This window comes from Nocardia veterana NBRC 100344 (genome assembly GCF_000308855.1).
GTDB classification, from domain to species: domain Bacteria; phylum Actinomycetota; class Actinomycetes; order Mycobacteriales; family Mycobacteriaceae; genus Nocardia; species Nocardia veterana.
In genome coordinates this window covers 1-23,903 of sequence record NZ_BAGM01000065.1, presented here as the reverse complement: position 1 = coordinate 23,903, position 23,903 = coordinate 1, and the positions used below count along the sequence as shown (strand labels likewise).

Annotated in this window: 25 protein-coding genes; 13 read left to right on the top strand and 12 right to left on the bottom strand. The window is 69.8% G+C overall.

The annotated features are described in order from the left end of the window. Positions 1 to 9 precede the first annotated feature (9 nt). Positions 10 to 1,080 carry a baeRF2 domain-containing protein gene (locus ON37_RS10695; RefSeq protein ID WP_040718765.1) on the bottom strand — a complete coding sequence of 357 codons (1,071 nt, stop codon included), beginning with the start codon at positions 1,078 to 1,080 and terminating at the stop codon, positions 10 to 12. Positions 1,081 to 1,265: 185 nt separating this feature from the next. Between ON37_RS10695 and ON37_RS10690 the strand changes: the two genes are divergently transcribed. Beyond that, positions 1,266 to 2,321: an NAD-dependent epimerase/dehydratase family protein gene (locus ON37_RS10690; protein ID WP_040718763.1), complete on the top strand. Its 1,056-nt coding sequence runs from the start codon at positions 1,266 to 1,268 to the stop codon at positions 2,319 to 2,321. On the opposite strand, the gene ON37_RS10685 is transcribed toward ON37_RS10690, so the two are convergent. From ON37_RS10685 to ON37_RS10665, 5 genes are all read right to left on the bottom strand, one after another. Continuing rightward, the gene (locus ON37_RS10685; protein ID WP_040718888.1) at positions 2,309 to 2,752 is read right to left on the bottom strand and encodes an SRPBCC family protein; all 444 of its coding nucleotides are present in this window, start codon (positions 2,750 to 2,752) and stop codon (positions 2,309 to 2,311) included. The genes ON37_RS10690 and ON37_RS10685 overlap by 13 nt on opposite strands. Next, positions 2,752 to 3,276 (bottom strand): DUF4142 domain-containing protein, encoded by a 525-nt coding sequence (locus ON37_RS10680; RefSeq protein ID WP_157171411.1) that lies wholly within the window; start codon positions 3,274 to 3,276, stop codon positions 2,752 to 2,754. Before ON37_RS10680 ends, ON37_RS10685 begins: the two co-directional genes overlap by 1 nt. A 211-nt stretch (positions 3,277 to 3,487) precedes the next feature. Beyond that, positions 3,488 to 5,086 carry a phytoene desaturase family protein gene (locus ON37_RS10675; protein ID WP_040718884.1) on the bottom strand — a complete coding sequence of 533 codons (1,599 nt, stop codon included), beginning with the start codon at positions 5,084 to 5,086 and terminating at the stop codon, positions 3,488 to 3,490. A gap of 80 nt (positions 5,087 to 5,166) precedes the next feature. Further along, positions 5,167 to 6,294 (bottom strand): FUSC family protein, encoded by a 1,128-nt coding sequence (locus ON37_RS10670; protein WP_157171410.1) that lies wholly within the window; start codon positions 6,292 to 6,294, stop codon positions 5,167 to 5,169. A 14-nt stretch (positions 6,295 to 6,308) separates the two neighbouring features. After that, positions 6,309 to 7,118 carry an SDR family oxidoreductase gene (locus ON37_RS10665; RefSeq protein ID WP_245553154.1) on the bottom strand — a complete coding sequence of 270 codons (810 nt, stop codon included), beginning with the start codon at positions 7,116 to 7,118 and terminating at the stop codon, positions 6,309 to 6,311. Positions 7,119 to 7,387: 269 nt separating this feature from the next. On the opposite strand from ON37_RS10665, the gene ON37_RS34455 reads away from it, so the two are divergent. The 3 genes from ON37_RS34455 to ON37_RS10655 all read left to right on the top strand — a co-directional run bounded on the left by ON37_RS34455 (position 7,388) and on the right by ON37_RS10655 (position 8,878). Further along, positions 7,388 to 7,513: a hypothetical protein gene (locus ON37_RS34455; RefSeq protein WP_281004682.1), complete on the top strand. Its 126-nt coding sequence runs from the start codon at positions 7,388 to 7,390 to the stop codon at positions 7,511 to 7,513. 240 nt (positions 7,514 to 7,753) lie between these two features. After that, on the top strand, positions 7,754 to 7,993 hold the full coding sequence (locus ON37_RS10660; RefSeq protein WP_217999925.1) for a hypothetical protein: 240 nt from the start codon (positions 7,754 to 7,756) through the stop codon (positions 7,991 to 7,993). A gap of 45 nt (positions 7,994 to 8,038) precedes the next feature. Beyond that, positions 8,039 to 8,878, top strand: a complete 840-nt coding sequence (locus ON37_RS10655) for a glucose 1-dehydrogenase (RefSeq protein ID WP_040718758.1) — start codon at positions 8,039 to 8,041, stop codon at positions 8,876 to 8,878. A 64-nt stretch (positions 8,879 to 8,942) separates the two neighbouring features. Here the strand turns inward: ON37_RS10655 and ON37_RS10650 are convergent, their stop codons facing one another. Further along, entirely contained in the window at positions 8,943 to 9,464 is a 522-nt protein-coding gene (locus ON37_RS10650) for a DUF4383 domain-containing protein (protein WP_051031442.1), read from the bottom strand. A 206-nt stretch (positions 9,465 to 9,670) separates the two neighbouring features. On the opposite strand from ON37_RS10650, the gene ON37_RS10645 reads away from it, so the two are divergent. The 5 genes from ON37_RS10645 (at position 9,671) to ON37_RS10625 (ending at position 16,035) form a co-directional block, all read left to right on the top strand. Further along, the gene (locus ON37_RS10645) at positions 9,671 to 12,067 is read left to right on the top strand and encodes a molybdopterin oxidoreductase family protein (RefSeq protein WP_051031441.1); all 2,397 of its coding nucleotides are present in this window, start codon (positions 9,671 to 9,673) and stop codon (positions 12,065 to 12,067) included. Next, positions 12,064 to 12,552, top strand: coding sequence for a hypothetical protein (locus ON37_RS10640; protein WP_040718756.1), 489 nt, complete (start codon positions 12,064 to 12,066; stop codon positions 12,550 to 12,552). Before ON37_RS10645 ends, ON37_RS10640 begins: the two co-directional genes overlap by 4 nt. 32 nt (positions 12,553 to 12,584) lie before the next feature. Then, on the top strand, positions 12,585 to 13,415 hold the full coding sequence (locus ON37_RS10635) for a BON domain-containing protein (protein ID WP_040718753.1): 831 nt from the start codon (positions 12,585 to 12,587) through the stop codon (positions 13,413 to 13,415). 29 nt (positions 13,416 to 13,444) lie between these two features. Then, on the top strand, positions 13,445 to 14,221 hold the full coding sequence (locus ON37_RS10630) for a metallophosphoesterase family protein (protein ID WP_217999924.1): 777 nt from the start codon (positions 13,445 to 13,447) through the stop codon (positions 14,219 to 14,221). A gap of 662 nt (positions 14,222 to 14,883) precedes the next feature. Next, complete coding sequence (locus ON37_RS10625; RefSeq protein ID WP_040718752.1) at positions 14,884 to 16,035, top strand: AMP-binding protein; 1,152 nt, start codon at positions 14,884 to 14,886, stop codon at positions 16,033 to 16,035. A gap of 86 nt (positions 16,036 to 16,121) precedes the next feature. On the opposite strand, the gene ON37_RS32860 is transcribed toward ON37_RS10625, so the two are convergent. Next, positions 16,122 to 16,277, bottom strand: a complete 156-nt coding sequence (locus tag ON37_RS32860; RefSeq protein ID WP_157171409.1) for a hypothetical protein — start codon at positions 16,275 to 16,277, stop codon at positions 16,122 to 16,124. 207 nt (positions 16,278 to 16,484) lie between these two features. Here ON37_RS32860 and ON37_RS10620 point away from each other — a divergent pair, with 207 nt between their 5' ends. The 4 genes from ON37_RS10620 (at position 16,485) to ON37_RS10605 (ending at position 21,131) form a co-directional block, all read left to right on the top strand. After that, entirely contained in the window at positions 16,485 to 17,192 is a 708-nt protein-coding gene (locus tag ON37_RS10620) for a rhomboid-like protein (protein ID WP_051031439.1), read from the top strand. 105 nt (positions 17,193 to 17,297) lie between these two features. After that, the gene (locus ON37_RS10615; protein WP_306306471.1) at positions 17,298 to 19,418 is read left to right on the top strand and encodes an acyltransferase family protein; all 2,121 of its coding nucleotides are present in this window, start codon (positions 17,298 to 17,300) and stop codon (positions 19,416 to 19,418) included. 82 nt (positions 19,419 to 19,500) lie between these two features. Then, positions 19,501 to 20,445, top strand: a complete 945-nt coding sequence (locus ON37_RS10610; protein ID WP_245553148.1) for an alpha/beta hydrolase family protein — start codon at positions 19,501 to 19,503, stop codon at positions 20,443 to 20,445. A 62-nt stretch (positions 20,446 to 20,507) separates the two neighbouring features. Beyond that, positions 20,508 to 21,131 (top strand): TetR/AcrR family transcriptional regulator, encoded by a 624-nt coding sequence (locus tag ON37_RS10605; RefSeq protein ID WP_040718750.1) that lies wholly within the window; start codon positions 20,508 to 20,510, stop codon positions 21,129 to 21,131. Positions 21,132 to 21,164: 33 nt separating this feature from the next. Here the strand turns inward: ON37_RS10605 and ON37_RS10600 are convergent, their stop codons facing one another. The 4 genes from ON37_RS10600 to ON37_RS10585 all read right to left on the bottom strand — a co-directional run bounded on the left by ON37_RS10600 (position 21,165) and on the right by ON37_RS10585 (position 23,528). After that, positions 21,165 to 21,734 (bottom strand): hypothetical protein, encoded by a 570-nt coding sequence (locus ON37_RS10600; protein ID WP_157171408.1) that lies wholly within the window; start codon positions 21,732 to 21,734, stop codon positions 21,165 to 21,167. Positions 21,735 to 21,800: 66 nt separating this feature from the next. Then, complete coding sequence (locus ON37_RS10595; RefSeq protein ID WP_040718748.1) at positions 21,801 to 22,019, bottom strand: hypothetical protein; 219 nt, start codon at positions 22,017 to 22,019, stop codon at positions 21,801 to 21,803. 122 nt (positions 22,020 to 22,141) lie between these two features. Further along, positions 22,142 to 22,807, bottom strand: coding sequence for a sterol desaturase family protein (locus ON37_RS10590; RefSeq protein WP_040718747.1), 666 nt, complete (start codon positions 22,805 to 22,807; stop codon positions 22,142 to 22,144). Beyond that, entirely contained in the window at positions 22,797 to 23,528 is a 732-nt protein-coding gene (locus tag ON37_RS10585; protein ID WP_040718746.1) for a FadR/GntR family transcriptional regulator, read from the bottom strand. The genes ON37_RS10590 and ON37_RS10585 overlap by 11 nt, the downstream gene beginning before the upstream one ends. Between the last annotated feature and the right edge of the window lie 375 nt (positions 23,529 to 23,903).

Sequence of the window (23,903 nt, the reverse complement as noted above, 5' to 3'; positions counted from 1 at the left end):
CGTGGTGCGTCAGCGGTGCCGTAACACCGCGCCGACGCCCTCGGTGAGTCCGGGCTCCCCGTCGGTGGTCACGATCTCGGCGTCGGCGGCCAAGGCGGCCAGGGGTAGCGCCTCGTCGGCTCGGCGCAGCGCACTGCGGCCCGACGGCAGGCTCGCCGCCTCCACCTCGGTCGGATCCGCGCCCACGTGCACCGCGCGCTCGCCGATCGCGGCCGGATCGATGAGCAGGGTCTCGATATTGCGCTGCGACAACGCCTCGGCCGCCGCGGCGACACCCTGAACCGCCAGCCCGTGCGCCCGGCCCTGCTCGAAGCGGCCGACGATGTCGAGGAAGCGGTCGTGCCACTGCTCGCTCAGTACCTCGTCGACGCGCCGTTCGAATTCGGCCCGGTCGTACGGTGTCTCGCGGGTGAAGCCCTCGATCTGGACGATATGGCGTCGATGGGAGGCCAGGGCCCCGGCCAGCGCGGTACGGGCACCGATCTCACCGGCCACCACGATCACCGTGGCATCGGCACGATCGGCCAGCCGGGCGACCTCCTCGGCCGTGGCGTCGATGGTGCGGCGCACGGTCTCCTCGACCCGGCTCTGCATCGAGCGGTGCGCCGTGCCGCCGCCGTGCACCTTGTGCTCCGGGAACGGGGCGCTCTCGGTCCGGCGATCGGTGCGCCGGCCGGTGGCGTCGACGGTGTAGAGGTCGGCTCCGCGATCGTCCACCACCACGACCGCATAGGCCACCGGCGGGCGACGCAACTGCAGCAGCGGCAGCAGATAGGGCATCGCCGACAGGCGCACCGTGGTCCGCGCGGGCGGCTCCGGCAGTGGTTCGGACAGCAGCAATCCGTCCGCATCGGCGATGACGGCCTGCCCGGCGCGGCCCGGCGGGGGGTCGCCGAGGCCCTGTTCGACGGCGTCGAGCACCGCCTCGGTCGCGCCCTCCTCGCGCAGGGCGTCGCGCACCGCGCGCACCCGCAGCCGCTGCTGGTGAGCGGCGTCCTCGGTATCGCTGACGGTGCCGATGTACACCGAGGCGAACGGGCCCCGGTGGTCGGTCAGCTCTCGCAGTCCGGAAATGGTCACATCGATCGGCTACCCGGATCCGGTCGCCGAAACCACTCCCGACGCCCCGCATCGCAACTCGTTGCCCGAGCCCCGCCGCGCACCCGGAGACCTCGTTTGGCGGCCCGGGCGCCGGGGCATCTTCGACCCATGACCGGATGCCGATACCAGCCCGGCAGCGGTGCGCGCGCCGAGGTGGTCCGACCGTGCGGATCGTGATCACCGGCGCGAGCGGGAATGTGGGCACGGCAGTACTGCGGGCACTCGCCGATACCGACGACGACATCCTCGCCCTCGCCCGCCGCCCGCCCGGCACCGAGCACCCGCCGTATGCCCGCGCCCGCTGGCTGGCCTGCGATATCGGCGCTCCCGCGGCCGCGACCGAACTGGACGCGGCGATGCGGGGTGCCGATGCCGTGGTCCACCTGGCCTGGGCGGTGCATCCGCATCGGGACGATCCACCGCTGCGGCGGACCAACCGCACCGGCACCGATCAGGTGTTGCGGGCGGCCGTGCGGACCGGGGTACGGCAGCTGATCGTGGCGTCCTCGGTCGCCGCCTACGCGCCGGCGCCGCGCTGGGACCGCGTCGACGAGCTGTGGCCGCGCACCGGCGTCGCCGGGAGCGCCTACAGCCAGGGCAAGGCGGAGTTGGAGGCCATGCTGGACACCTTCGCCCGCACGCATCCCGAGATCGGGCTGGCCCGGATCCGGCCGTGCGGAATCGCGCAGCGGGCCGCGGCCGCCGAATTCGGCGATTGGCTGCTGAGCCCCTGGTTGCCGCGCGCGCTCATCGGCCGGCCGTGGCTGCCGGTGCCGCTGTGGCACGACCTGCGCCTGCAGTTGGTGCACGCCGACGACGTGGCGGCCGCGATCGTCGCCATCCTCACCCGCCGCGCGGTCGGACCCTACGACCTCGCGGCCGAGCCGGTACTGACCGCGCCGATGCTGGCGAGCGTCTTCGGCGGCTTCCGGCTCCCGGCCTCACGCGTCGCACTGACCGCCGCCGCGCTGGCCGGCTGGCGCGCCGGACTACAGCCCATCCACCCCGGGTGGCTGCGCCTGGCAGATCGGGCGAGCCTGGTCCGAGCCGATCGGGCTCGCCGCGAATTGGATTGGCGGCCCGCGCATTCCGCGCTCGAGGTGGCGACCGAACTGGCGGACGGACTGCACTCCGGCGTCACGGGCGACAGTCCCGCCCTGGCACCCGGACGGCCCCGCGGCGGCCTCGGCCGACCCACTCATCAGAGTCAGCTGCCGTAGTGGGCGGCCACCAATTCACACAACCGGTTCAGCGATTCCTTGTTGCGCGGCACGAGGGCCAGCGACTGTACCGGGCCGGGTACCAGCCGGCCCGGACCGCGAATGAGCTTTTCGCTCATCGTGACCTCGGTGGTGTCGGCGTCGATCGGATTCATCGCCATCCTGATCCAGGCCACGCCGAGCGGCCACAACTGGGCGTCCAGCTCGATGCTGTGGGGCGGATCCACCGCCCGCACCGTCGTCGCCTGCTGCACCGTGACCGGCCACGCGCCCACGCTGTGGTGAATGCGGGAGCCCACCTGCGGCCAGTCGGCGTCGACGTCGCGGATATGGGTGGAACCGACCACCCAGTGCCCGTAGGACCAGCCGTCGGCCAGGACCGCGAACACCTCCTCCACCGTGCCGGGCACTTCCATGCGCACATCGGTCATCAGCACACACCCATCGCGTCGCGGATCAGGGCCAGATGATGTTCGACGACCGGCGTGGCGGCCTGCGCCACGGCCGTGACCTGGGGAGCGCTGCCCTCGCCGAGTTCGCGGGTGGCGGCCTGCAGGGTGTCGGTGTGGAAGCCCTCCTGCATGCGCAACCAGGCCAGGTCGTAGTCGCGGCCGGATTTCATCCCGGTCTCCGTCAGCTGCCGGCTCTGATCGGGGGTGGGCGTCAACGGCAGGGCGATACCGTTGGTGACCGCGACCGCCCCGCCCATGGCTTCCAACCGGGCGTGGTCGGCGACCAGCATCGCGCCGATATCGCGTACCGGCTGACAACTGCCCAGGACGGCGGCGTGCGCACCGGACGCCAGCTCGGTCAGGTTGCCCTGATGGGCGGCGACCAGAAAATCGCTGTCCTGCGCGGTCGGGGGCGGTGGCTGCGCCGAGCCGATCGCGGTGGGACTCGAGGCCACTGCGGCCGCCACGGCCGCGGCGAGGGCCAGTCGATGCCGAGATCTCATGATCCACTCCTGTTCACCGGGTATTTGCCGCCCGAATGCCCACCTTGCCGCGTGATACACCGCCCAGCGGTACGCGGCGTCACAGCACGGCCGTTCCACCACGGGCCAGCTCGACGATGCGACCGCCCCACCCGTGCTGCCGCATCCCGGTCCGGAAATCGCTGAGCGGCAAGACAGGTCCATCGCGGTCTGCGTCCGGCTCGGCGCCGGGTCAGTCGCCGTACAGCACGGCCGTGAGTGTCGCGGCCGCCTTCCGCCGCGGCCAGCCCGTGCGGCGCTGCGCGGCCAGCGCCGCCCGCGCCGCGTTCGCCCCACAGGTGCCGTGCACGCCGCCGCCCGGGTGGGCCGACGACGATCCCAGATACAGTCCCGGAATCGGGGTTTCGGGTCGGCCCAGGCCGGGCACCGGTCGAAAGATCAGCTGCTGGTGCAACTGTGAGGTGCCCCCGTTGACCGCACCGCCGACGAGATTGGCGTCGGCGGCGTGCAGATCGCCGGGCCGCTGCACGATCCGCGCCCGGATCCGGTCGACGAAGCCGGGGGCGTGGGCCTCCAGCACGGCGTCCACGCGTTCGGCGAGCAGATCGGCGGCGGCGTCGTCGGTGATTCCGCGCGGCAGATGGGTGTAGGCCCAGGCCGACTCCGTTCCGGGTTCGGATCGGCTGCGATCCGCGGTGGTCATCTGCCCGAACAGCAGGAACGGCGTGTCCGGTACGACTCCGGTGCCGAGGTCGGTGGTCCACCGCGCCAGCCCGTTGCGGTCGGCGCCGAGGTGGACCGTGCCCGCCGACCGCAACACCTCCGACCGCCACGGCACCGGCCCCGACAGCGCGTAGTTCACCTTGACGGTCGGCGCGTCCCAGCCGAAGCGGGTGAGATCGCTGCGCAGCCGGGCGGGCAGCTGCTCCTGTGCGAGCAGCTCGGTGTAGAGCGTCGGCGCGTCCACGTCGGCGATCACGGCCCGGCGGGCCCGCACGACGGTGCCGCCCACGGTGACCACGCCGCCGGCTCGCCCACCGCGCAACACGATCCGGTCCACCGGCTGCCCGCAGCACACTCGGGCCCCGGCCGCCTCGGCTCGGCGCGCCAACGCCCGGCTCAGCTCGCCGGCCCCGCCGACCGGTACCGGGAAACCGACGTCCTGGGCGAGCATGGTCAGCAGATAGCCGTAGACGCCGCTGCCCGGGGCGTCCACCGGCACGTCCGCGTGCATGGCGTTGCCCAGTAGCAGCAATTTCGCCGCCTCGTCGTGGAACAACTCGTCGGTCATCCGTCCGACCGGCAGTACCAGGAATCGCAGGTAGCGCAGCAGCTCGGCGGAACCGAGGCGGCGCAGCAGACCGAGGGGACCGCGCACCGGTGGGAACGGACCGAGAAAGGCGCGCAGCAGATGCGGTTTCACCGTCTGCCACTGCTCGGCCAATCGCAGCCAGGTGCTGCCGTCGCGGGGGTCGCGACGGGCCAGCGCCGCTGCGGTGGCGTCCAGGTCGGGATACACCGCGACCGCATCGTCGTCCTCGGCACAGGTCGGATGGCCGTAGACCACCGGCGCCCGGCTCCACCGCAGTCCGTGGTCCTCCAGCGCCAGCCGGCGCAGGCTGGGTGAGGCCGCGGCCAGCGGGTAGAACGCGCTGAACAGGTCCATCCGGAAGCCGGGCACGAGTTCGGCGCTGCGCACCGCGCCGCCGACCTCGTCCTGGGCTTCGAGCACCACCACGTCCCATCCGGCATCGGCGAGCAGGGCGGCGGCGACCAAGCCGTTGTGTCCGGCGCCCACGATCACCGCGTCGGCCTCGTCACCGCCGGCCATCTGGCGAACCTCCTGATTGTCGGTGCCCGAGCGAGCGCGCTCCGCCGACGCGATACCCGGTGCGGTCTCGCGTACACCGCTCACTCCACGCTCGCCCCGAGCGCGCGCAGCGACCGCACCACCGACAGCAGTGCGGCATGTTCGGCGTGGCGGGGGACGCGGCGGGCCGGGGTGTCGCGGATCAGAACGGACAGGTCGGCGTGGGCGCTGCGCAATCGGCTCAGATAGGACTCGACCTGTTCCGGCTGGGCGTGCGTGGAGTCCAGACAGGAGACCGCATCGGCCAGGATCGCGGTCAGCTCGCCGAAGCGGCCGGCGAAATCGCGGCGGAATTCGTCGTATCCGGAACCGGTCGACAACGCCTCGGCCATCCGCTTCACCTGCTCACTCACCTCGGTCAGGGTGCGCAACGGAGATTCGGTGAGCCCGGGATGCCAGTCGCGGTCGCGCCGCCGGCGCACCAGCCAGCGCGGGTTCCAGCGCAGGCTCTCCCGGCCCTGGCCCAGTGCCTCGTCGGCGCGCCGGACCGTCGCGTCGAGCAGCCGGGCCTGCCGGAGCCAGCTCGCCGTGGTGGCTTCGTCGCACTGCTCGCGCAGCCCGTCGGAGATGGCGCGCAGCAGGTCGCGCAGTTCCCCGGCGAGGGCGTCGACGGCTTCGTGGGTGCGGCGCAGATGCATCGGCGGCAACACGAGCATGTTCACCGCCACCCCGATCGCCGACCCGAGCAGGATTTCGGCCATCCAGTAGGCGAGATAACGCAGATCGTCGGCCTTGCCGTAACAGATCATGAGCAGGGCGGTCACCCCGGTCCAGATGCCGCTGGTGCCGAACCGGTGCCACTGGCCGAGAACCATCCCGATGAAGACGGCCACGCCCAGGGCGACGACCGGCAGCGGCACCGCGAGCGAGGTGAGGTAGGCGATCGCCAATCCCGCCAGCAGGGCCAGCGTCTGCTGCACCGCACTGGTGAACGAACGATAGACGGTGGTCGTCATCAGGAACACCGCGGCGTAGGGCGCCATGAACGACTGCGCCGCAGGGATCACCGCACGCGCCAGCAGCCAGGCCGCGACGGCGGCAACGGCCATTTTCGCCGCCTGCACCACCGCCTCGCGTTCGCGTCCCGACCGGGTCCAGGCTCGCACCGGCCAGCTGACGGCCAACCGCTGCGCGATTCGGGTACGGATGTGGTCGTCCGGTGGGGTCATCGACAGCGTCCGGGTCAGCGGGTGCCGACCATCCCGCCGGTCACCGCGACCGTTTCACCCGTGATGAACCCCGAATCCGCGTCGGAGGCGAGGAAGACGTAGGCCGGTGCGATCTCCTCCGGCTGACCGGGCCGGCCGAAGAGGGTCTCGGCGCCGAGCTTGCCGATGTAGTCCTCCGGCATCCCCTGATCGGCGAGGTTCAGCGGGGTCCACGTCGGCCCGGGCGCGACGATGTTGACGCGGATGCCGTCCTTGGCCAGATGGATCGCCAGCGACCGCGACAGCGCCACCACCGCCGCTTTGCTGGCGGCGTAGTCGACCATCACCCGGTCGCCGGTCAGCCCGACCTCCGAACCGGTGGCGATGATCGCCGCGCCCGGCTGCAGGTGCGGCAGCGCCGCGCGTACCAGGTAGAAGTAGGCGTAGATATTGGTTTTGAAGGTGCGATCCCAGTCGTCGGGGGTCATCTGCGCCAGCAATTCGGTCTCGCTGTTCATATACGCGGCGTTGCTGACCAGAACGTCGAGGCGGCCGAACTCGGCGACCGTGCGCTCGACCAGCTCCGCGCAGTAGCCGGGGTCGCAGAGATCGCCGGGAACCAGCAGGCAGCGCCGCCCGGTCGCGCTGATTTCACGCTGCACCACTTCGGCATCGGATTGTTCCTGCGGCAGGTACCCGATGGCCACATCGGCGCCCTCGCGCGCGTAGAGCAGGGCGACCGCCCGGCCGATGCCCGAATCGCCGCCGGTGATCAGCGCGATCTTGCCGCCGAGCTTGCCGGCCGGGCGGTAGTTGCGCGCCGCATAGCGCGGCGGCGGATCCATCTGCGACTCCAGCCCCGGATGGGAAAGGCGCTGCTTCGGGAACGGCGGCGCGGGCTCGGCGGTGGCCGGTGCGGTCGGTGCGGGTGTCGCGCTCGGACCTTCCACGGGCTTTCCCTTCGTCGACATCGGCCGGGAGCTTCCCCGGCCGACCTACCCGGGCGCCCGCTGTCGAAACCTCGTGCTACCAGGTCACGACGGCCTTCGCGACATCTCCGGTGCGGTGGTCGGCCAGAGCGGCGTGGATTTCGGAGTTCACCGGTGCGGCCCGGATGGACGGCGCCATCCTGGTCGTGGCCGCCACCGGCGGCGCGATGCCCGCAGTAGGGGCCGGTGCGCACCAGCCGATCCAGCGGGAGTTGCTGGGCGCAGTACCGGCTCGAGCGGCCGCGGGGTGAACCGAGCGGTACCGGATCGCCCTCGAGGCAGCGGTGAATCATCTTGCGGCCCAGGACCATAGCGCGCAGCTCGCGCGGCTCGCAGGTGGTTTCGCGCACTCCCGCGACACGACGCCCGCCGGGTAGTCGCGTCGCGGGGATGACGCGGCCGCGGGGTTTGTCCGGCCCCGAGGCGGGTAGCGCGATGCATGTCGGGACAGTGGACGAATTCATCGAGATCCGAGGAGGACGATCGTGGCTATCGATCAGGAAACCGGACAGATCACCGGGACGATGGACAAGGACTACAACCTGGTCTGGTTCACCGAACAATGTATGAGCAACGCGTTGCGGATGGAGATCTACTGCCGTGACGCCGAACGCGCGGGAGATACCGAGCTAGCCGACTTCTTCCGTAAGGCGCAGGCGGAGAGCCGCAAGGGCGCCGATCAGGGCAAGGCCCTGCTGAGCCAACGCCTCAGCGCCGCCGGCGCGCACTGACCCGAGCACCGCACTGAGAACACCACATCTCGACGGGAGGTCGGTATGGGTTTTCCGGAACAACAGCAGGAGGTGCCCGGTCTGCAGGCGCGGATGTCCCCGCCGCCGGACTGCGGTGAGGACAGCTACCGTGGCTCGGGCAAGCTGACCGGAAAGTCGGCGGTGATCACCGGCGCCGACAGCGGGATCGGGCGGGCGGTGGCCATCGCGTTCGCCCGCGAGGGCGCCGACGTCCTGATCTCCTACCTCGACGAGCACGAGGATGCGCAGGAGGTCGTCGCGCTGGTGGAGCAGGCCGGCCGCAAGGCGGTCGCGGTGCCGGGTGATCTGTCCGATCCGGCGCACTGCCGCGCGGTGATCGACCGAGCGGCAACGGAATTCGGCAAGATCGACATTCTGGTGAGTAATGCCGCGTTCCAGATGACCCACCAGGACCTCGACGAAATCTCCGGCGAGGAATGGGACTACACGTTCAAGCTGAACGTCGGCGCGCTGTTCCATCTGGCGAAGGCGGCGGTTCCGCATATGCCGCCCGGTTCGGCGATCATCGGCAGTTCCTCGGTGAACTCCGATATGCCCTCACCCACCCTCGCCCCGTACGCCGCCACCAAGGCGGCCATCGCCAACTTCTGCGCCAGCCTGGCGCAAATGTTGGGCGACAAGGGGATTCGGGTGAACAGTGTCGCGCCGGGACCGATCTGGACGCCGCTGATCCCGTCGACGATGCCGGTGGAGAAGGTCCGCAATTTCGGCGACGACGTCCCGCTCGGGCGGGCCGGACAGCCCGCCGAGCTGGCCGGCGCCTACGTGTTGCTGGCCTCCGACGAGGGCAGCTACATCTCCGGTGCTCGCCTCGCGGTCACCGGTGGCCGTCCCATCCTGTGACCCCCCTCTCCTACCGCGCGGGGGGACGTGCCGACGGCCGCGACCAAGCGCCGATCGACCGGCGCTAATCGGTCGGCCCGCGGCCCGTCCCCGGCGGGGCGGCCTCCGGGCGCCCGGGTTGCGGTGAACCCTCGAACAGGATCGGCCGGTCGGCGGGTCCGAGGAACAACCCCAGCAGGAGCATCGCGGCGCCGAGCCCCAGATGCAGCCAGTTGTCCGGGGTGTTGACCGGGATGACGTTCGCCCGCGAGTCCTGATCCACCACCAAGCCGTAGACCCAGAGGGCCAGATAGATGACGCCGCCGCCGATCAGATAGGTCCGCGCCGCGACCGTGGTGCGCCCCATCGCCAGTCCGGCCAGGCCGAACACCAGGTGCACGATGTTGTGCAGCGCCGACACCTGGAACACGCCGAACAACTTCGCGCCGGAATGGTGACCGGACCAGCTCAGCATGTCGTAGTCGGTGGTCACACCCGGAATGAAGCCGAGGATGCCGACCAGGAGGAACGCCGCTCCCACCAGATAGGCCGCAGCCTGGACGGGGGAGACCCGGGCGCGGTGCCGGGGAACAGATGCAGTGGCCATCGCCGCCTCTCCTTTCGAGTGCCGCTGATTCACCCGTATGTCGGAGGTATCCCCCGGCGAGCCCCGCAAACCGGGCGCAACGTGGGCGTTATCGGGTCAGGTCGGCGGGTATGCGTCCAGGAGCAGTTCGCCGATGTGGTCGGTCGATTCCTTCGTCCCGAGAGGTGATACATGTCCGAGTCCGCCGCCCGTGTCAGGCCCGCTTCGTGAGCGCCGACGACCGGATCACCCATCCCTGGGGTGCCCGCACCCCGTACGCGCCGGGGGACACCTGGCCGGAACGCGTGGATATGCACCTGGTCGACGGGGTCACCGAGGACATGGTGCAGCGATGGGTGCCCACCGCCTCGCTCCTGCATTCCAACGGGGACGCGATGGATATCGCGGTCCGGGCCGGTCGCATCGTCGGAGTGCGCGGCCGGGCCGGGGATCGCGTCAATCGGGGCCGGCTGGGCCCGAAGGATCTGTTCGGCTGGCAGGCCAACAATTCCCGCGACCGGCTGACCACGCCGCTGATCCGGCGCCGCGGACGGCTGGTCGAATCCGACTGGGACACCGCGATGTCGCTGATCGCCGCGCGCACCCGGGAAACGCTGAACCGACGTGGACCGGGTTCGGTCGGTTTCTACACCACCGGTCAACTGTTCCTCGAGGAGTACTACGCGTTGACCGTGCTCGCGCGTGGCGGCATCGGCACCAATCACCTCGACGGGAACACCCGGTTGTGTACCGCGACGGCCGGTGAGGCGCTCAAGGAGTCCTTCGGCTGCGACGGCCAGCCCGGCAGCTATGCCGATGTCGACCACGCCGACGTCATCGCCCTCTACGGCCACAACGTCGCCGAAACCCAGACGGTGCTGTGGAGCCGCATGCTGGATCGGCTCGAGGGCGCCGACCCGTCGGCGCTGATCTGTGTCGACCCGCGAACCACCCCGGTGGCCCGTGCCGCGACGATCCATCTGGCGCCGCGACCGGGGACCAACCTGATGCTGATGAACGCGCTGCTGCACGAGTTGATCCGCAACGACTGGGTCGACCACGACTACATCGACGCGCATACGGTCGGTTTCGAGGAGTTACGCAAACAGGTCGCCGACTGCACGCCCGAACAGGCCGCGCGGATCTGCGATGTGCCCGCCGACGATCTGCGGGCCGCCGCCCGGCTGATCGGGACCGGTGAGCGCGTGTTGTCGACGGTGCTGCAGGGCTTCTATCAAGCGCACCAGGCCACGGCGTCGGCGGTCCAGGTGAACAACATCCATCTGATCCGCGGCATGCTCGGTCGCCCGGGTTGTGGTGTGCTGCAGATGAACGGGCAGCCGACCGCCGAGAACACCCGCGAATGCGGTGCCGACGGCGATCTGCCGGGTTTCCGCAACTGGGCCAACGACGCGCACGTCGAGGAGCTGGCCCGGATCTGGAATGTCGATCCGAAACACATTCCGCACTACAGCGCACCCACGCATCTGATGCAGATCCTGCGCTTCGTCGAGGACGGCTCGATCCGGTTCCTGTACGTCAGCGGAACGAATCCCGTGGTCTCGCTGCCGGAGCTGGCGCGTATCCGCTCGATCCTGTCGCAACGGCGGCTGTTCCTCGTGGTGCAGGACATCTTCCTGTCCGAGACCGCGCAGTTGGCCGATGTCGTGTTGCCCGCGGCGACCTGGGGCGAGAAGACCGGTACGTTCACCAATGCCGATCGCACCGTGCACCTGTCGGAGCAGGCCGTCGAGCCACCGGGGTCCGCGCGACCCGATCTGGACATTTTCCTCGACTACGCCCGCCGCCTGGATCTGCGTGATGCCGACGGGCAACCGCTGCTGCCGTGGCGGACCCCGGAGGAGGTCTTCGAGCAGTGGAAGCGCTGCAGCGCCGGACGGTTGTGCGACTACTCCGGACTCGGCTACGCGAAACTGCGTGCCCGCGGCGGGATCCAGTGGCCGTGCACCGAGGACAGCCCGGACGGCACCGAACGGCTCTATACCGACGGGAAATTTCGTGCAGCGCCCGAGGATTGCGAGAACTACGGGCGCGATCTGATCACCGGCGCACCCGTGGAGCCCACCGAGTACCGGGCGATGAATCCGGAGGGCCGCGCGATCATCAAAGCGGCACAATATCTTCCGCTGCACGAACCGCCGGACGAGCGGTATCCGTACGCGCTGATCACCGGTCGCACGCTCTACCACTTCCACACCCGCACGAAAACCGGCCGGGTGCCGCAATTGCGGGCGGCCGCACCGGAAGTATGGGTGGAGATGGCGGCCGAGGATCTGCGCCGCGAAGGGTGGTCGGAGGGCGATCTGCTGCGCATCCGCACCGTTCGCGGGCAGGTGGCCGCGCGGGTACGGACCGGCGGTATCCGTCCGGGCGTGATCTTCCTGCCGTTCCACTACGGCTACTGGGACACCGCCGCGGGCCATCGCCCGACCGGCAAGGACGGGACCGCCGCCAACGAGCTCACCCCCACCGAGTGGGATCCGGCGTCGAAGCAGCCGCTGTTCAAATCCGGTGCCGCGGCGGTGGAACTGCTCCGCCCGGCCGGCCGCTTCGAGACCACGGGCACCCCGGCCGCGGTCGAGCTCGAGCGGAGCACCCGATGAACGATCTGGACGCGGTGCTCGGCGAGATCCACCGCAGCGAGACCCGGGTCGGCCGCCTGCTGATCCGCACCGCCGACCGGCACCGCACCGATCACGAGGTACACCATGTCTGCCGGGATCTGCTGGTGTGGACCGACGAGCATCGCCGGAGCCTGGCCGAGACCGGCCACCGCCGGGGCGTACGCCTGAATCCCGCGCCGTTGAGCTCCGGTGGGCCGGTCGAGGCGCTGCGTCGTCGGCTCGCCGATCTGGTCGGGCGCCGGCACGCGCCGTCGCTGCTGCTCCTGCGTGACCTGCGCTCGATCCACAAACAGGCCGCGGTCGTCTCGGTGAACTGGGAGATCCTGGCGCAGGCGGCACAGGCCGCCGAGGATTCCGATCTGCTCGAGCTGGCCTCGCGCTGCCATCCGGAGACGTTGCGGCAGCTGCGCTGGGCCAACGCCAAGATCAAGGAGACCGCCCCGCAGGCCGTCGCCACCCCGTGAATAGCGCGGCGGGCCCCGGGTATGCGGCCGTTATGACCGCGTCGATCGAGCAGCTGCTGCAGACCCTCACCCGGGTGGTGAACGCGCTGCTGGCCGAGGAGGTCGCCTTCGCGGTCGGTGGTGGGTGCGCGGTCTACGCGCGCGGCGGTCCGGCCACCGACCACGACGTGGACATCTACATCAAACCCGCCGACGCCGACCGGGCCAAGGAGATCCTGATCCGGGCGGGACTGCGGGCCGGGCATCCGCCGGAGGACTGGCTGACCAAGGTCTACGACGGAGACACGTTGGTGGACTTGATCTTTCGGCCCAACTATCGCAACGTCGACGACGACCTGCTGGGCCGGGCGAGCTGGATGCGGATCGGTCCGGCGGCGGCCCCGGTGCTCAGCGGCACCGATCTGATGGTGGACAAGTTGATGGTTCTCGACCCGCACCGGCTCGACTTCACCCGGCTGCTGGCCATCGCCCGCGACCTGCGCGAGCAGGTCGATTGGCGACGTACCCGGATGGAGACCGCGGTATCACCCTATGCCCGAGCCTTCCTGGCGCTGGTGGAGGATCTCGGAATCGGTCACGGAGGTGACGATATGACCCACGACCCGGACGCCGAAGTGTTGCCGCAGTACCTGGTGGCGAATCTGCGGCGTGCCTTCGCCGAGGATCCGCGCACCGCGGAACTTGGTGTGCAGGTGACCATCCGCGGGGGTGTGGTGGTGCTGTGCGGGGAGGTCGGCAGTGCGCAGCAGCGCAGCGACCTCGAGGACATCGTGCGCGAGCGGGTGCCGAAACTGCGTATTCACAACGACATCCGCGTGGCCACGGCGCAGGCGCCGACCGTCGATCACGAACGGTTGAGCTGATGACGGGCCCGCAGCAGTCGAACGACGACATCGTCCGCATCGCCGCGGTGGCCGATATCCATCTGGGCGCCGATTCCGCCGGATCCCTGCGCCCGGCGCTGGCGCGTCTGCCCGAGGAGGCGGACGTGCTGCTGGTGGGAGGCGATCTGACCCGGCACGGGACCCTCGACGAGGCCCGGGTGGTCGCCACCGAACTGGCGGATCTCGGCGTGCCGGTGATCGCCGTCCTCGGCAACCACGATCATCACTCCGACGCCCAGGACGAGATCACCGCCCTGCTGTGCGAGCACGGGATCCGGGTCCTCGAGGGTGAGTGCACGACGGTCCCCGTCGGCACGCACACCCTCGGGGTGGCGGGGACGAAGGGGTTCGGCGGTGGGTTCGCCGGCAAATGCGCGAGCGTGTTCGGTGAGCGGATAATGCGCGAATTCGCCTCCTACACCGTCGATCTCGCCGATGCCCTGCACGTCGCGCTGTGCCGGCTGGACACCGACGTGAAGGTGGCGCTGACCCATTACTCGCCGTGTGGCGACACCCTGCACGGCGAGCCGCCCGAGATCTACCCGTTCCTCGGTTCCTATCTGCTCGGCGAGGCCATCGACACCTGCGGTGCCGATCTCGCGATCCACGGTCATGCTCATGCCGGGTACGAACGCGGGACGACACCGGGTGGTGTGCGGGTGCGCAATGTCGCGCAACCGGTGATCCGCGCGGCGTACACGGTCTACGATCTGCCGATCCCGGTCGCGGCGAACGGCAGCGGCGATGTCGAGGTCGGCGTCGCCGAAGGCAGTCGTACGTGGTGACGCCGACCCGGGATGTCGGAGAGTATCGGTCCCGGTGGACCGTGACCGGCTCGGGAAAATGTCCCGGGAAATCTCCCGGGCCGCGTGCGAGCGACGAGTCGGGAAAAGTTATGGTAATTCACCCCGGGGTGGGCATTCATTTGTGGAGAATACCCGATCGATGGGCGCGGGAACCCCGCCCCGGCGGTATCGGTGAAAACGTTCGCCGATCGTCTCTCGGGCATTGCCCGGAGCGTCCTGCGGACGGGCGAGGTGACGGTCTCCCGGGGCGGGTGGGGGAGATGAGCGAGGGTGGTGGATGCCGGTTCCGGCGCGGCAGGCGGTCGGCCCATGGGTGTGCTGAGCTCGCTCGACGGTAGTCGGCGGGGTACGGTGAACGCAAGGACGCACGTGCAGAATCGCGAACGTTCATCCGTGCAAATGTGCTTGCATTCGTAATTGAATTCGTGAAACGCAATAATGCGTCCGGTTGCGGATTGTTGTGATTGTCGTTAATGTGTCCGCATCCCGGTGGCGTACATGTGACGTTTTCTTCCCAGGCGATGCGTCGATGCCTGTGTCCACATGTGATCGGGTGCGAGCGTGTACTGCGGGGAGGAATGCGGTAGATATCGGGCAGGGGGAACAAAGATTGGTATTCGATGACAACGAATTCTGCATCGGTGAATTTTCGAGGATATCGGGGCAGGGATATCGCGACCGGTGCCGGTAGGCCCGCGCTGTTGTTCAGCGCGGTCACCACCGCCATGCGGATGCGGCCGTACGCCAGCGTGTCGAGCATGCACGACAGCAGAACCTTCGGCGATCTGCTCGGCGAGGTCGCCGACAAGTCCGCCCGGCTCGGCACGGTGCTGCGCCGCCCTCGGTCGAGAGTCCTTGTGGCGCTGGGGAATTACCCCGGCTACATTTCGACCATGCTGGCATTGCTGGCCCGCGGCGATGTGCCGATTCTGGCCAATCCGGCGCTGCCGCTCACCGCCGTGCGCGAGCTGATCGAGGAGTGTGGGATCGACGCGATCGTCGCCTCCGGGCAGACGGGCGGTATCCGGTTGGACGAACGGTCCTGGGCGCAGCGCACCGATGTCGACGGCGAGCGGCCCGCCTTGCATCGCGACACCGAACTGTGCCGGGTGGCCTCGGCGCCGTCGCGCCGGCTGGTGTGCCTGGAGTATTCGGCCACCGCCGTGCTCAACGCCGCCACCGCCTGGGTGGGTGCCAGCAAATTGCGCGAATCCGATCGGACCCTGTGCTTCGCGGGACTGTTCGGCCGCTTCGGATTCCATACCGCCACCGTCGCGAATCTGGTCGCGGGCGCCGATCTGGTGTTGCCCGCCGGAACTCACGCGCCGGGCAACATCCATCGCCATCTGGCCGCGGAATCGCCCACCGTACTGGTCGCCGATCCGGCGGTGTACCAGGCTATGGTGCAGGGGACGCGGGAGGATCTGTCGGTCGATGTCGCGGCCGCGCTGCGGCGGATCCGGCTGCGGCTGTCGCCGCATTCGGTGGCGTCGTCGGTGGCGACCCGGGTGCGCGCGGTGTCGGGGCCGATCACGATCTGCTATGGCCTCGACGAGACCGGTCCGGTCGCCTACGGCTTCGACGGGCCCGGCGGCGGGGGTGTGCACCTGCTGTCGGGGGTGCGGGTGGCGGCGCGATCGGCCGACGGTGAACAGTTCGCCGAGGTGCACACCAAATCGCTGGCCACCACCTATCTCAACGACCCCGCGGAATTCGAACGCGCTCGTGCCGGGGACGGCAGCTATCTGAGCCGCAGCCTCGCCGACTTGCCCGCCGCGATCGTCACTTCCTGAGCTGCGGGATCGGCACACATGCCACAGCCCCCGCGCGGGACGAGGTCGCGGAGGCTGTGGCGTGGGTACCGAGGGGATCGGTCCGATCAGGTGGCGGGGCGTGCCGGCCGGGATGGTTTCATGATCGCCTTCCACCACGACTCCAGCCGGCTGGGCTCGGGCCAGTGCACGATCATCGTGTCGTCGAAATGCTGCGTGGCCGTCCGTGATTCGCGGTCGCTGACATGAGGTGACGCTGTCACGAATATCCTCCGATCTCCTGCCATATGACGCAATAATCTATGTTTCTGGAGACAGATTTCTTATATCCCGAACCACGGGAGAGCGCAACCCCTCACCCCACGATCATCCGCGGTGGGTGATGGCGGTCGCGGCGGTTCGGCGGACAGTCGACTGGCCGGTATCCGACGGCCGACGTGGCGCGCCGTCGGGCCGGTGGAGGAGCGGCGATGGGGCACCGGCGAACACGGCGAACGGCCGATCGGACGGCGGCCGTGCTGCGCTACGTGCGCAGTGCGCCGTGGACCTTCGGCTGGCTGGCGGTGTTGCTGCTCACCACCGTCGTCCAGCACGCGGTTCCGCGCAGCGAGCTGAAGGTCCTTCTGGGCGAACGGTCCACGAATCTGTCGCATCTCCACAGCGATCCGGTGCACGTGCTGGTCACCAGCCTGCTGTGGATCGACGGTTACTTCTGGCTGCCCTATCTGATCCTGTATTGCGTGTTCCATGCGCCGGCCGAGCGATGGCTGGGTGCGCTGCGCTGGGCGAGTGTCGGATTGGTCGCGCATGTGACGGCGACCTATATCAGTGAGGGGTTGCTGGCCTGGGCGATCCGGCACGGGCACGCCGACCCGGCGATGGTGGACGTCCGGGACATCGGAGTCAGCTACTTCCTCGCCGGAATCATCGGCGTGCTGACCTATCACATCGCCTACCCGTGGCGGTGGTGGTACCTGCTGGGTGCGACGGCCTGTTTCGCCACGCCGCCGCTGATCCACCTGACCTTCACCGGAATCGGGCACCTCTCGGCCTTCCTGATCGGCTCGGCCTGCTATCCGATCACCCGATCGCGGTCGGCGCCGCTGTGGGAGCCGCGCCGGTCCCGCGCGCGGGCGGGCCGGCCCACCGGGTGGTTTCGGAAGGCGAAGTGGCGCTGACGGTTTGCGGCGTGCTAAGAGAGTGGACGTGTTGTGGTCTGTTCGCGTTCGTCTCCACCCTCCCGTGTCGCTGTCGGCGCCCGAATGCGGGAACCGGCAGCGCCCGTGGTAGCCGGAGACCTCACGCGCGCAGCACGTTCCGCACCGGCGACCGAAATCCGAGGTGGCGGCACCGCCACCGGAACCCGGTCCGTCTACCGCGACGACCTGGACGGACTGCGCGGTGTCGCGATCGCGCTGGTCGTCGCCTTCCACATCTGGTTCGGGCGGGTCTCGGGCGGGGTGGACGTCTTCCTGGTGCTCTCGGGCTACTTCTTCACCGGACTGCTGGTGCGGCGGGCGGAATCGGGCCCGGTCGGGGTGGGATTCACCGTTCGCCGCACCCTTCGCCGCCTACTGCCGGCGATGGTCGTGGTCCTGGTCGCCGTCGTCGTCGCGACGATCTGCACCCGCCCGTACACCCAGTGGTCGGAGCTGGCCGGGCAGACGCTGGCCGCGCTGTTCTACTACCAGAACTGGCGGTTGGCACTGAGCTGGTCGGACTACCTGGCGGCGGACCCGTCGGTGAGCCCGCTGCAACATCTGTGGTCGATGGCCGTGCAGGGACAGTTCTACCTGCTCGCCCTCCTCGTGGTCGCGGTCGTGGCCGTGTTACTGCGTCGTAGCGGCCGCATCGCGCTGCTGCGCCCGGTGCTCGGCGCGCTCGTCGCACCGGCGGCGGTGGCCTCGTTCTGGTACGCCGCTCACGGCGCGGCCACCCATCAGGGCTGGAACTACTACGACAGCGGCGCGCGGCTGTGGGAGTTGCTGGCCGGTTCCGCGCTGGCCCTGGCCGGACCCGCGCTGCTGGTGCCGCGCCTGCTACGGACCGTGACCGCGCTGGCCGGTGTGGTGGGTGTGGTGGCCTGTGGCTGGCTGATCGTGGACGGCGCCAATCGGTTTCCCGGCCCGGCGGCACTGCTGCCGGTGCTGGCGGCGGTGGCGGTGATCGTCGCCGGCAACGCGGTGCCCGCGGCCGAACGGCCGTGGCCGAACCGGCTGCTCGCGTCGCGGGCGGCTCAATGGCTCGGCGGTGTGGCCTATCCGCTCTATCTGTGGCACTGGCCGTTGCTGATCTTCTATCTGGCCGAGTCCGGGCATTCGCGCGCGGGGCTGCGCGACGGCGCGGCGGTGGTCGTGGTCTCGCTGGTCTCGGCCTGGGCGACGCACCACGCGGTGGAGCAGCCGTTGCGCCGGGGCACCGGTACCGCGCCGGTCCTCGGGGCCGCCCTCGCCTACCGGCGCGTGGCCGGCACGGTGATCGCGATGCTGGCCGTCGCGGTGGTGGCGACCACCGCCGCATGGCAGTTCGGCGTCGTTCGGATGCAACCGGCACAACCGGACCGCATCCTCGACCCGGTCAGCTATCCCGGCGCCGAGGCGTTGGCCGGCGGTGCCGTGACCCCGCAGGCGCCGATGCGACCGACGGTGCTGCAGGCCCCGAAGGAGCTGCCGCCACCGACCCTGGACGGTTGCATCGCCGACTGGGACACCCGCGCCGTGGTCACCTGCACCTACGGGGACCGAACCGCCACCCGGACGCTCGCGGTCGTGGGGAGTTCCCATGCCGAACACTGGGTTCCGGCGTTCCAGGAACTGGCCGCCCAGTATTCCTTCCGTATCCAGGTGTATCTGAAGATGGGCTGCCCGCTGACCCTGGCGGCCGACGCCACCTACAAGGGCGAACCCATTCCGGACTGTCGGGATTGGTCGCGCGCGGTGCTGGATCGGCTCGCCGTCGACCGGCCCGACTGGGTGTTCACCACCGGTAGCCGGCCGCGGGCCGGTGCCGGCGACGAAACCCCGCCCGAATACGTCGACGTGTGGGCGGCGCTGGCCGAACGCGGGCTGAACGTGATCACCGTCCGCGACTCACCCTGGTTGCGCCGCAACGAGATTCGCTATACCGCCGCCGACTGCCTGGCGGGCGGCGGCGATCCGATCGGCTGTGGGATGCGCCGGTCCGACGCGCTCGATCCGGTCGATCCGCAGGCCGAACCCGCCGCGCGCTACCCGAACGTCTTCCCGATCGATCTGAGCGACGCGTTCTGTGACGCCACGGTCTGCCCGGTGGTGGTGGGCAATGTGCTCGTCTACCACGACGAACATCACCTGACAGCCAGCTATTCGCGCACGCTCGCGGGCCCGCTGGGCCGTGCCGTGGAGCCGTTGCTGCACTGGTGGTAGTGCCGCGCATCACTGTGCGGGGCACGGCGGCTCGATTGCCAGTACGGTATCTGCGAGTGGCTCGAGCAGGAGGTGCCCGCACGTGGTGGGCGTGGAACACGGCGCTGGGCGCCGTTGGGTCATGGCCGCGGTTCTCGCGGTCGTCGTGGCGGCGATCGGATTCGGTGCCATGGAACCGGCCGCACCGGACGGGGTCGCGGGTCCGCCTGTTCCGGGCATGATCGCCGAACCCGTCGGCGCGCCGATCCGGATCGCCTACGGCCGGGAGGCGGACACCTTCGGTGACCTGTATCTGCCGGCGGGCGGCCCGCTGTCCGGTTCTTCGGGGCGCTGCCCGGTGGTGGTCCTGATCCACGGCGGTGGCTGGGCCCAATACCGTGACCTGAGCCAGTTCGCCCCGCAGGCCCGGCAACTCGCCGAGTCCGGTATCGCCGTGTGGAACATCGAATATCGGCGGGTCAACGGAGCCGGCGGCTGGCCGGTCACGCTGACCGACGTCGAGGACGCGGTCGGCGCTCTCGCCACCGTCGTCCAGCAGCGCGCGGGCGGCCGGCTGGACCTGAACCGAGTGCATCTGGCCGGCCACTCGGCGGGCGGCCAGTTGGCGGCCTGGGCGGCGGGCCGCCGCACCACCGGCGCGGCCGGACCGCAGGGGCTGCGCATCCGCAGCCTCACCCTGATGGCCGCGGTCCTGGATCTCGACTACGCGGTCGCACACGGCCACGACGGTTTCGCCCGGAAGCTCCTCGGCGGTCTGCCGTCGGAGGTGCCGGAGCGGTACCGCTACGCCTCTCCGATCGCGAATCTCCCTGCGGGCGTACACATCACGGCCGTGCACGGCGACGCGGACCGAGTGGTCGCGGTGGAGCAGAGCCGGCGCTACATCGAGGCCGCACGCCGAGCGGGGGACAGTACCGATCTGCGGATCCTGCCCGGTACCGGACATGCCGAATTCACCGATGCGGCGTCACCGGCGTGGGCCGTGGCCTACGAGGCGATTCTGGCGCAGGTCGCCTCCTCGGCGTGAACCGCGCGCGGGAGGTCCCACGACCTGCTGCCACGATCGGTGACGCCCGATAGTGTGGGTCCGTGACGATCGCGGACAGACAGTACGGCGGCCGTGCGGTGACCGAACGTCGGGCCGAACGCCGTCAGCGCTTCATCGTCGCCGCGACGAAGGTTTTCGCCGAACGCGGCTACGCCGACAGTTCGCTCGCCGATGTCTGCGCCGCCGCCGGCCTGTCCAAGAGGCAGTTCTACGAGGAATTCCGCACTCGTGAGGATGTGCTGATCGCCGCCTACGACCGGGTGCAGGACGAGGCGGCCGCGGCGGTGATGCGGTCGCTGGGTTCGCTGCCCACCGACGATCCGGCCGCGGCGATGGCGGTGGTGCTCACGGCCTATCTGGATTCGATCACGTCCGATCCGTACCGCGCCAAATTGGCGTTCATCGAAGTCGTCGGCGCCAGCGATCGGATGGAACGGCATCGGCGCGAACGCCGTCACGGCTGGGTCGCCCTGCTGGAGATGGTGGCCGTGCCGATCGCCGGCAGCGGTGCCCGTCTGCGCGGTAGCGCGGCTCTGTCGGCCAGTGTGCTGATCGGTGCCGTGAACGGCCTGGCGCACGAGTGGTTGCTGACCGAGCCCCGGCCGGAGGTCCCGGAGTTGACCGATCTGCTCGTCCCCGTGGCGCTGTCGCTGATCGTGACCTGACCCGGCGTCGGGTCGAGGGAACCGGGACGCGCCTCAGCGCGACGGCTCGAGGGCTTCCAGTTCGGCCCGCAGCCGGGCGACCTCCGCGGCGAGTTCGTCGCGGAGTTCTTCGCGTTCGGACAGGCTCAGCCGCAGACTCTCGATGGTCTCGTTCATCGCGGCCAAGCGGCGATCGGCACCCTCGAGGTGCCACTCCAGTACGGAACGGCGATCGACATCGGTGCTGGCCCGGCGGACCCAGTCGAGCAGGTACTCGAGCCACTGCGGTTGCTTCGGCATCGGTTCGTCGTCGTTCCAGCCCCGGCGCAGGGCGGGCTTGGGTGAGAGCACGCGCTCGCGCTCGGATCGGGCGCCGGGCTCGTGCAATTGCACGAGACTCAGCTTGCCGGCGCTGGTCACCACCGCGGTGACCCGATACCGTCCGGCCAGATGCATCCGTAGCTCGGCCGTGCCCCGGCCGTCGGCATCCATCGCACCCAGCCACGGGCCCTCGGCCGCAGTGATGATCGATTCGAGAATGCCGAGCTGACCGACGCCGCGCCGCAGCCGGGTCGCGCGCTTGCGCAGCTCATCGGGTGTGGCCGTCATCTGATCCCAGTGCATACCCACGAACATAGTGGGCCCGCCGCCGCGGTTCCCCACCTCGGGCGAAGCGGGGAACCGGCCGGACTACCGGGTCGGGGCGGTGGCCTGCGCGCTCCCGCTGGCCAGCGCCTGCAGCAGATCGGTCACGCCGGAGGAGGAGCCGGTGCCGCTCGGATTCGGCTCGCCCGGCGCCACCACCGGAGTCGCGGAGCCGGGCCGGTCCGCGGCGGCGGTACCGGCGCCGCCGCACAGGACGGCCGCCGCTGCGGCACCGATCAGGGTGAGAGTTCCGATCTTCTTCATTCGGATGAATTCCTATTCCGTGGATCTGTTGTGGATGCGATTGTCGCACCGTCCAATTCACTACATCCGGGGCGATTCGGACAGCCCCGAGTGTCCGGGGCATCGCCGGTCGGGCCGGTACGTCACCGCCCGGTGCCGTGCAAGGCGGTCGCGGTGCGGGAATTCGGCGTGGCCGCCGGATCGGGACAGGTGCCGAGCAGGCGGTCCGCCGTGCCGGAGCTGGTGACGGTGAACCAGTAGTGCTCGTTCTTGAAATGGTGCAGCCGATGGTTGCGGCGGATCGCGGTGTAGAGCCGGCTCCGCGGCTGATAGTCGGTGTGGATCAGACAGTGCGTCCACTCGTAGGCCAGCCCCAGTGCGCCGAGTACGAGCAGGAAGGTCAGCCCGAGTCCGATGCGCGGAAACCCCAGCGCCGCAACGGCGATCAGGATCGGGAACAACCAGAGGAAGGTCTGCCACGGGATGAAGATCAGGTCCACCCGGCGCGGATCGGCATGGTGTTCGCGGTGTTTGCGAGCGAGCAGCGAATCCAGGGTGAACCGGCCCAGATGCCGGGGACGCCAGTGCAGTACGCAGACGTGAATCAGCCACTCGGTCAACGGAAACGAGGCGAGCATGACGCCGGCGACCAGTGCGTCGGTCGGCTGCCAGTCGCCGACCGCGATCCGGGCCGCCAGCGCGCCCGCCGCCAGCGTGGCGATGATCCACGGCGACGGGCGCCGGACGAACACGCCGAAGGCCCCGGGCAGGGTCGTGGTCCGGCGGCGGGAGCGGGCCTCAGCTGTCATCGTTCGCACCTTCCATCGTGTGCATGACGGTTTCGAATCGGGTTGCCGCCAAACGCAGCAGCGTATCCGCGGCGGTACGGGCCGCCGCGGCGTCGCCGTCGGCGACAGCGGTGGCCACTGCGCGGTAGTGGTCGATGCTGCCGACCTCCGGAGCCATCACCTCGGCCAAGGCGACGATGGCGGGTTCGTAGACCTCGCGCAGTGTGTTGAACAGCAAGCGGAACACGATCGAGCCGGTGCCGTCGACGACGTGGTCCCAGAACGCCAGCGCTTCGAGCTGCTGGGCGACCGGACCCTGTTGCGCGGCAAGGGATTCGACACTGTCGGCGAGCGCGGAAAGGTGCTGTGCCTCGCTGTGTTCGGCGGCCAGGGCCGCGACCTCACGACCGAGGATCAGCCGCGCCTGCAGAATGCTCGCGACCACGGTGAGATCGACCTGGCCGTTGCGCACGAGCAGCCGCGGCAGCAGGTCCAGGCCGGCCGCGCGCCGATAGTCGCGCACCGTGGTCGCCCCGCCCTGGCGCACATCGATCAGGCCGGTGTGGGCGAGTTTGCGTAACGCCTCCCGCACCGTGGGCCGGGAAACGCCGAGTGCCTCGGCCAGTTGTCGTTCCGCGGGGAGGGTGGCGCCGGCGGGCAGGTCACCGTCGAGCACTTCGGCGACCAGTTGGTCGAATACCGCGTCGGGGACCGTCTGCCGGTCGATGCGCTGAAAGGCCATATCCGGACGGTAGGCGCAGGATGGTAAGAGGTCAAGTGGTCAGACCAATTTTGTCCGCGATCGGCCGACAGGTGCGGCTACTATCGGAGCTGTCTCGATCGTGCGGTTCGTGCTCGATCATGGGCCGAGCTACGGAGGTCGGGACGGGAGTGGCGGTATCCGGAGCTACCGATGACGCGGCAGGGCGGTCGGGGGAGTGCGGCGAAAACGAGACCGCCGCAATCCGATTCGGTTCCGCGCTTGCTGGGCGACCATCGCGGACGCGGCGTCCGCATCGGTATGCTGCTCGGTTCCGCGACCGCCGCCCCGCTCGGCACCGTCGAATACCCGATCATGGTGGTGCGCCGTAGCGGCGCGCCACGACGCTCGACCCAC

What these genes read in the sequence shown, in the direction of transcription:
- ON37_RS10585 (WP_040718746.1), bottom strand. Translation starts at nt 23,528, where the DNA reads ATGGCCTTTCAGCGCATCGACCGGCAGACGGTCCCCGACGCGGTATTC.
- ON37_RS10590 (WP_040718747.1), bottom strand. Translation starts at nt 22,807, where the DNA reads ATGACAGCTGAGGCCCGCTCCCGCCGCCGGACCACGACCCTGCCCGGG.
- ON37_RS10595 (WP_040718748.1), bottom strand. Translation starts at nt 22,019, where the DNA reads ATGAAGAAGATCGGAACTCTCACCCTGATCGGTGCCGCAGCGGCGGCC.
- ON37_RS10670 (WP_157171410.1), bottom strand. Translation starts at nt 6,294, where the DNA reads ATGACCCCACCGGACGACCACATCCGTACCCGAATCGCGCAGCGGTTG.
- ON37_RS10600 (WP_157171408.1), bottom strand. Translation starts at nt 21,734, where the DNA reads ATGCACTGGGATCAGATGACGGCCACACCCGATGAGCTGCGCAAGCGC.
- ON37_RS10620 (WP_051031439.1), top strand. Translation starts at nt 16,485, where the DNA reads ATGGGGCACCGGCGAACACGGCGAACGGCCGATCGGACGGCGGCCGTG.
- ON37_RS10680 (WP_157171411.1), bottom strand. Translation starts at nt 3,276, where the DNA reads ATGAGATCTCGGCATCGACTGGCCCTCGCCGCGGCCGTGGCGGCCGCA.
- ON37_RS10655 (WP_040718758.1), top strand. Translation starts at nt 8,039, where the DNA reads ATGGGTTTTCCGGAACAACAGCAGGAGGTGCCCGGTCTGCAGGCGCGG.
- ON37_RS10650 (WP_051031442.1), bottom strand. Translation starts at nt 9,464, where the DNA reads ATGGCCACTGCATCTGTTCCCCGGCACCGCGCCCGGGTCTCCCCCGTC.
- ON37_RS10640 (WP_040718756.1), top strand. Translation starts at nt 12,064, where the DNA reads ATGAACGATCTGGACGCGGTGCTCGGCGAGATCCACCGCAGCGAGACC.
- ON37_RS10665 (WP_245553154.1), bottom strand. Translation starts at nt 7,118, where the DNA reads ATGGATCCGCCGCCGCGCTATGCGGCGCGCAACTACCGCCCGGCCGGC.
- ON37_RS10675 (WP_040718884.1), bottom strand. Translation starts at nt 5,086, where the DNA reads ATGGCCGGCGGTGACGAGGCCGACGCGGTGATCGTGGGCGCCGGACAC.
- ON37_RS10635 (WP_040718753.1), top strand. Translation starts at nt 12,585, where the DNA reads ATGACCGCGTCGATCGAGCAGCTGCTGCAGACCCTCACCCGGGTGGTG.
- ON37_RS10685 (WP_040718888.1), bottom strand. Translation starts at nt 2,752, where the DNA reads ATGACCGATGTGCGCATGGAAGTGCCCGGCACGGTGGAGGAGGTGTTC.
- ON37_RS34455 (WP_281004682.1), top strand. Translation starts at nt 7,388, where the DNA reads ATGGACGGCGCCATCCTGGTCGTGGCCGCCACCGGCGGCGCGATGCCC.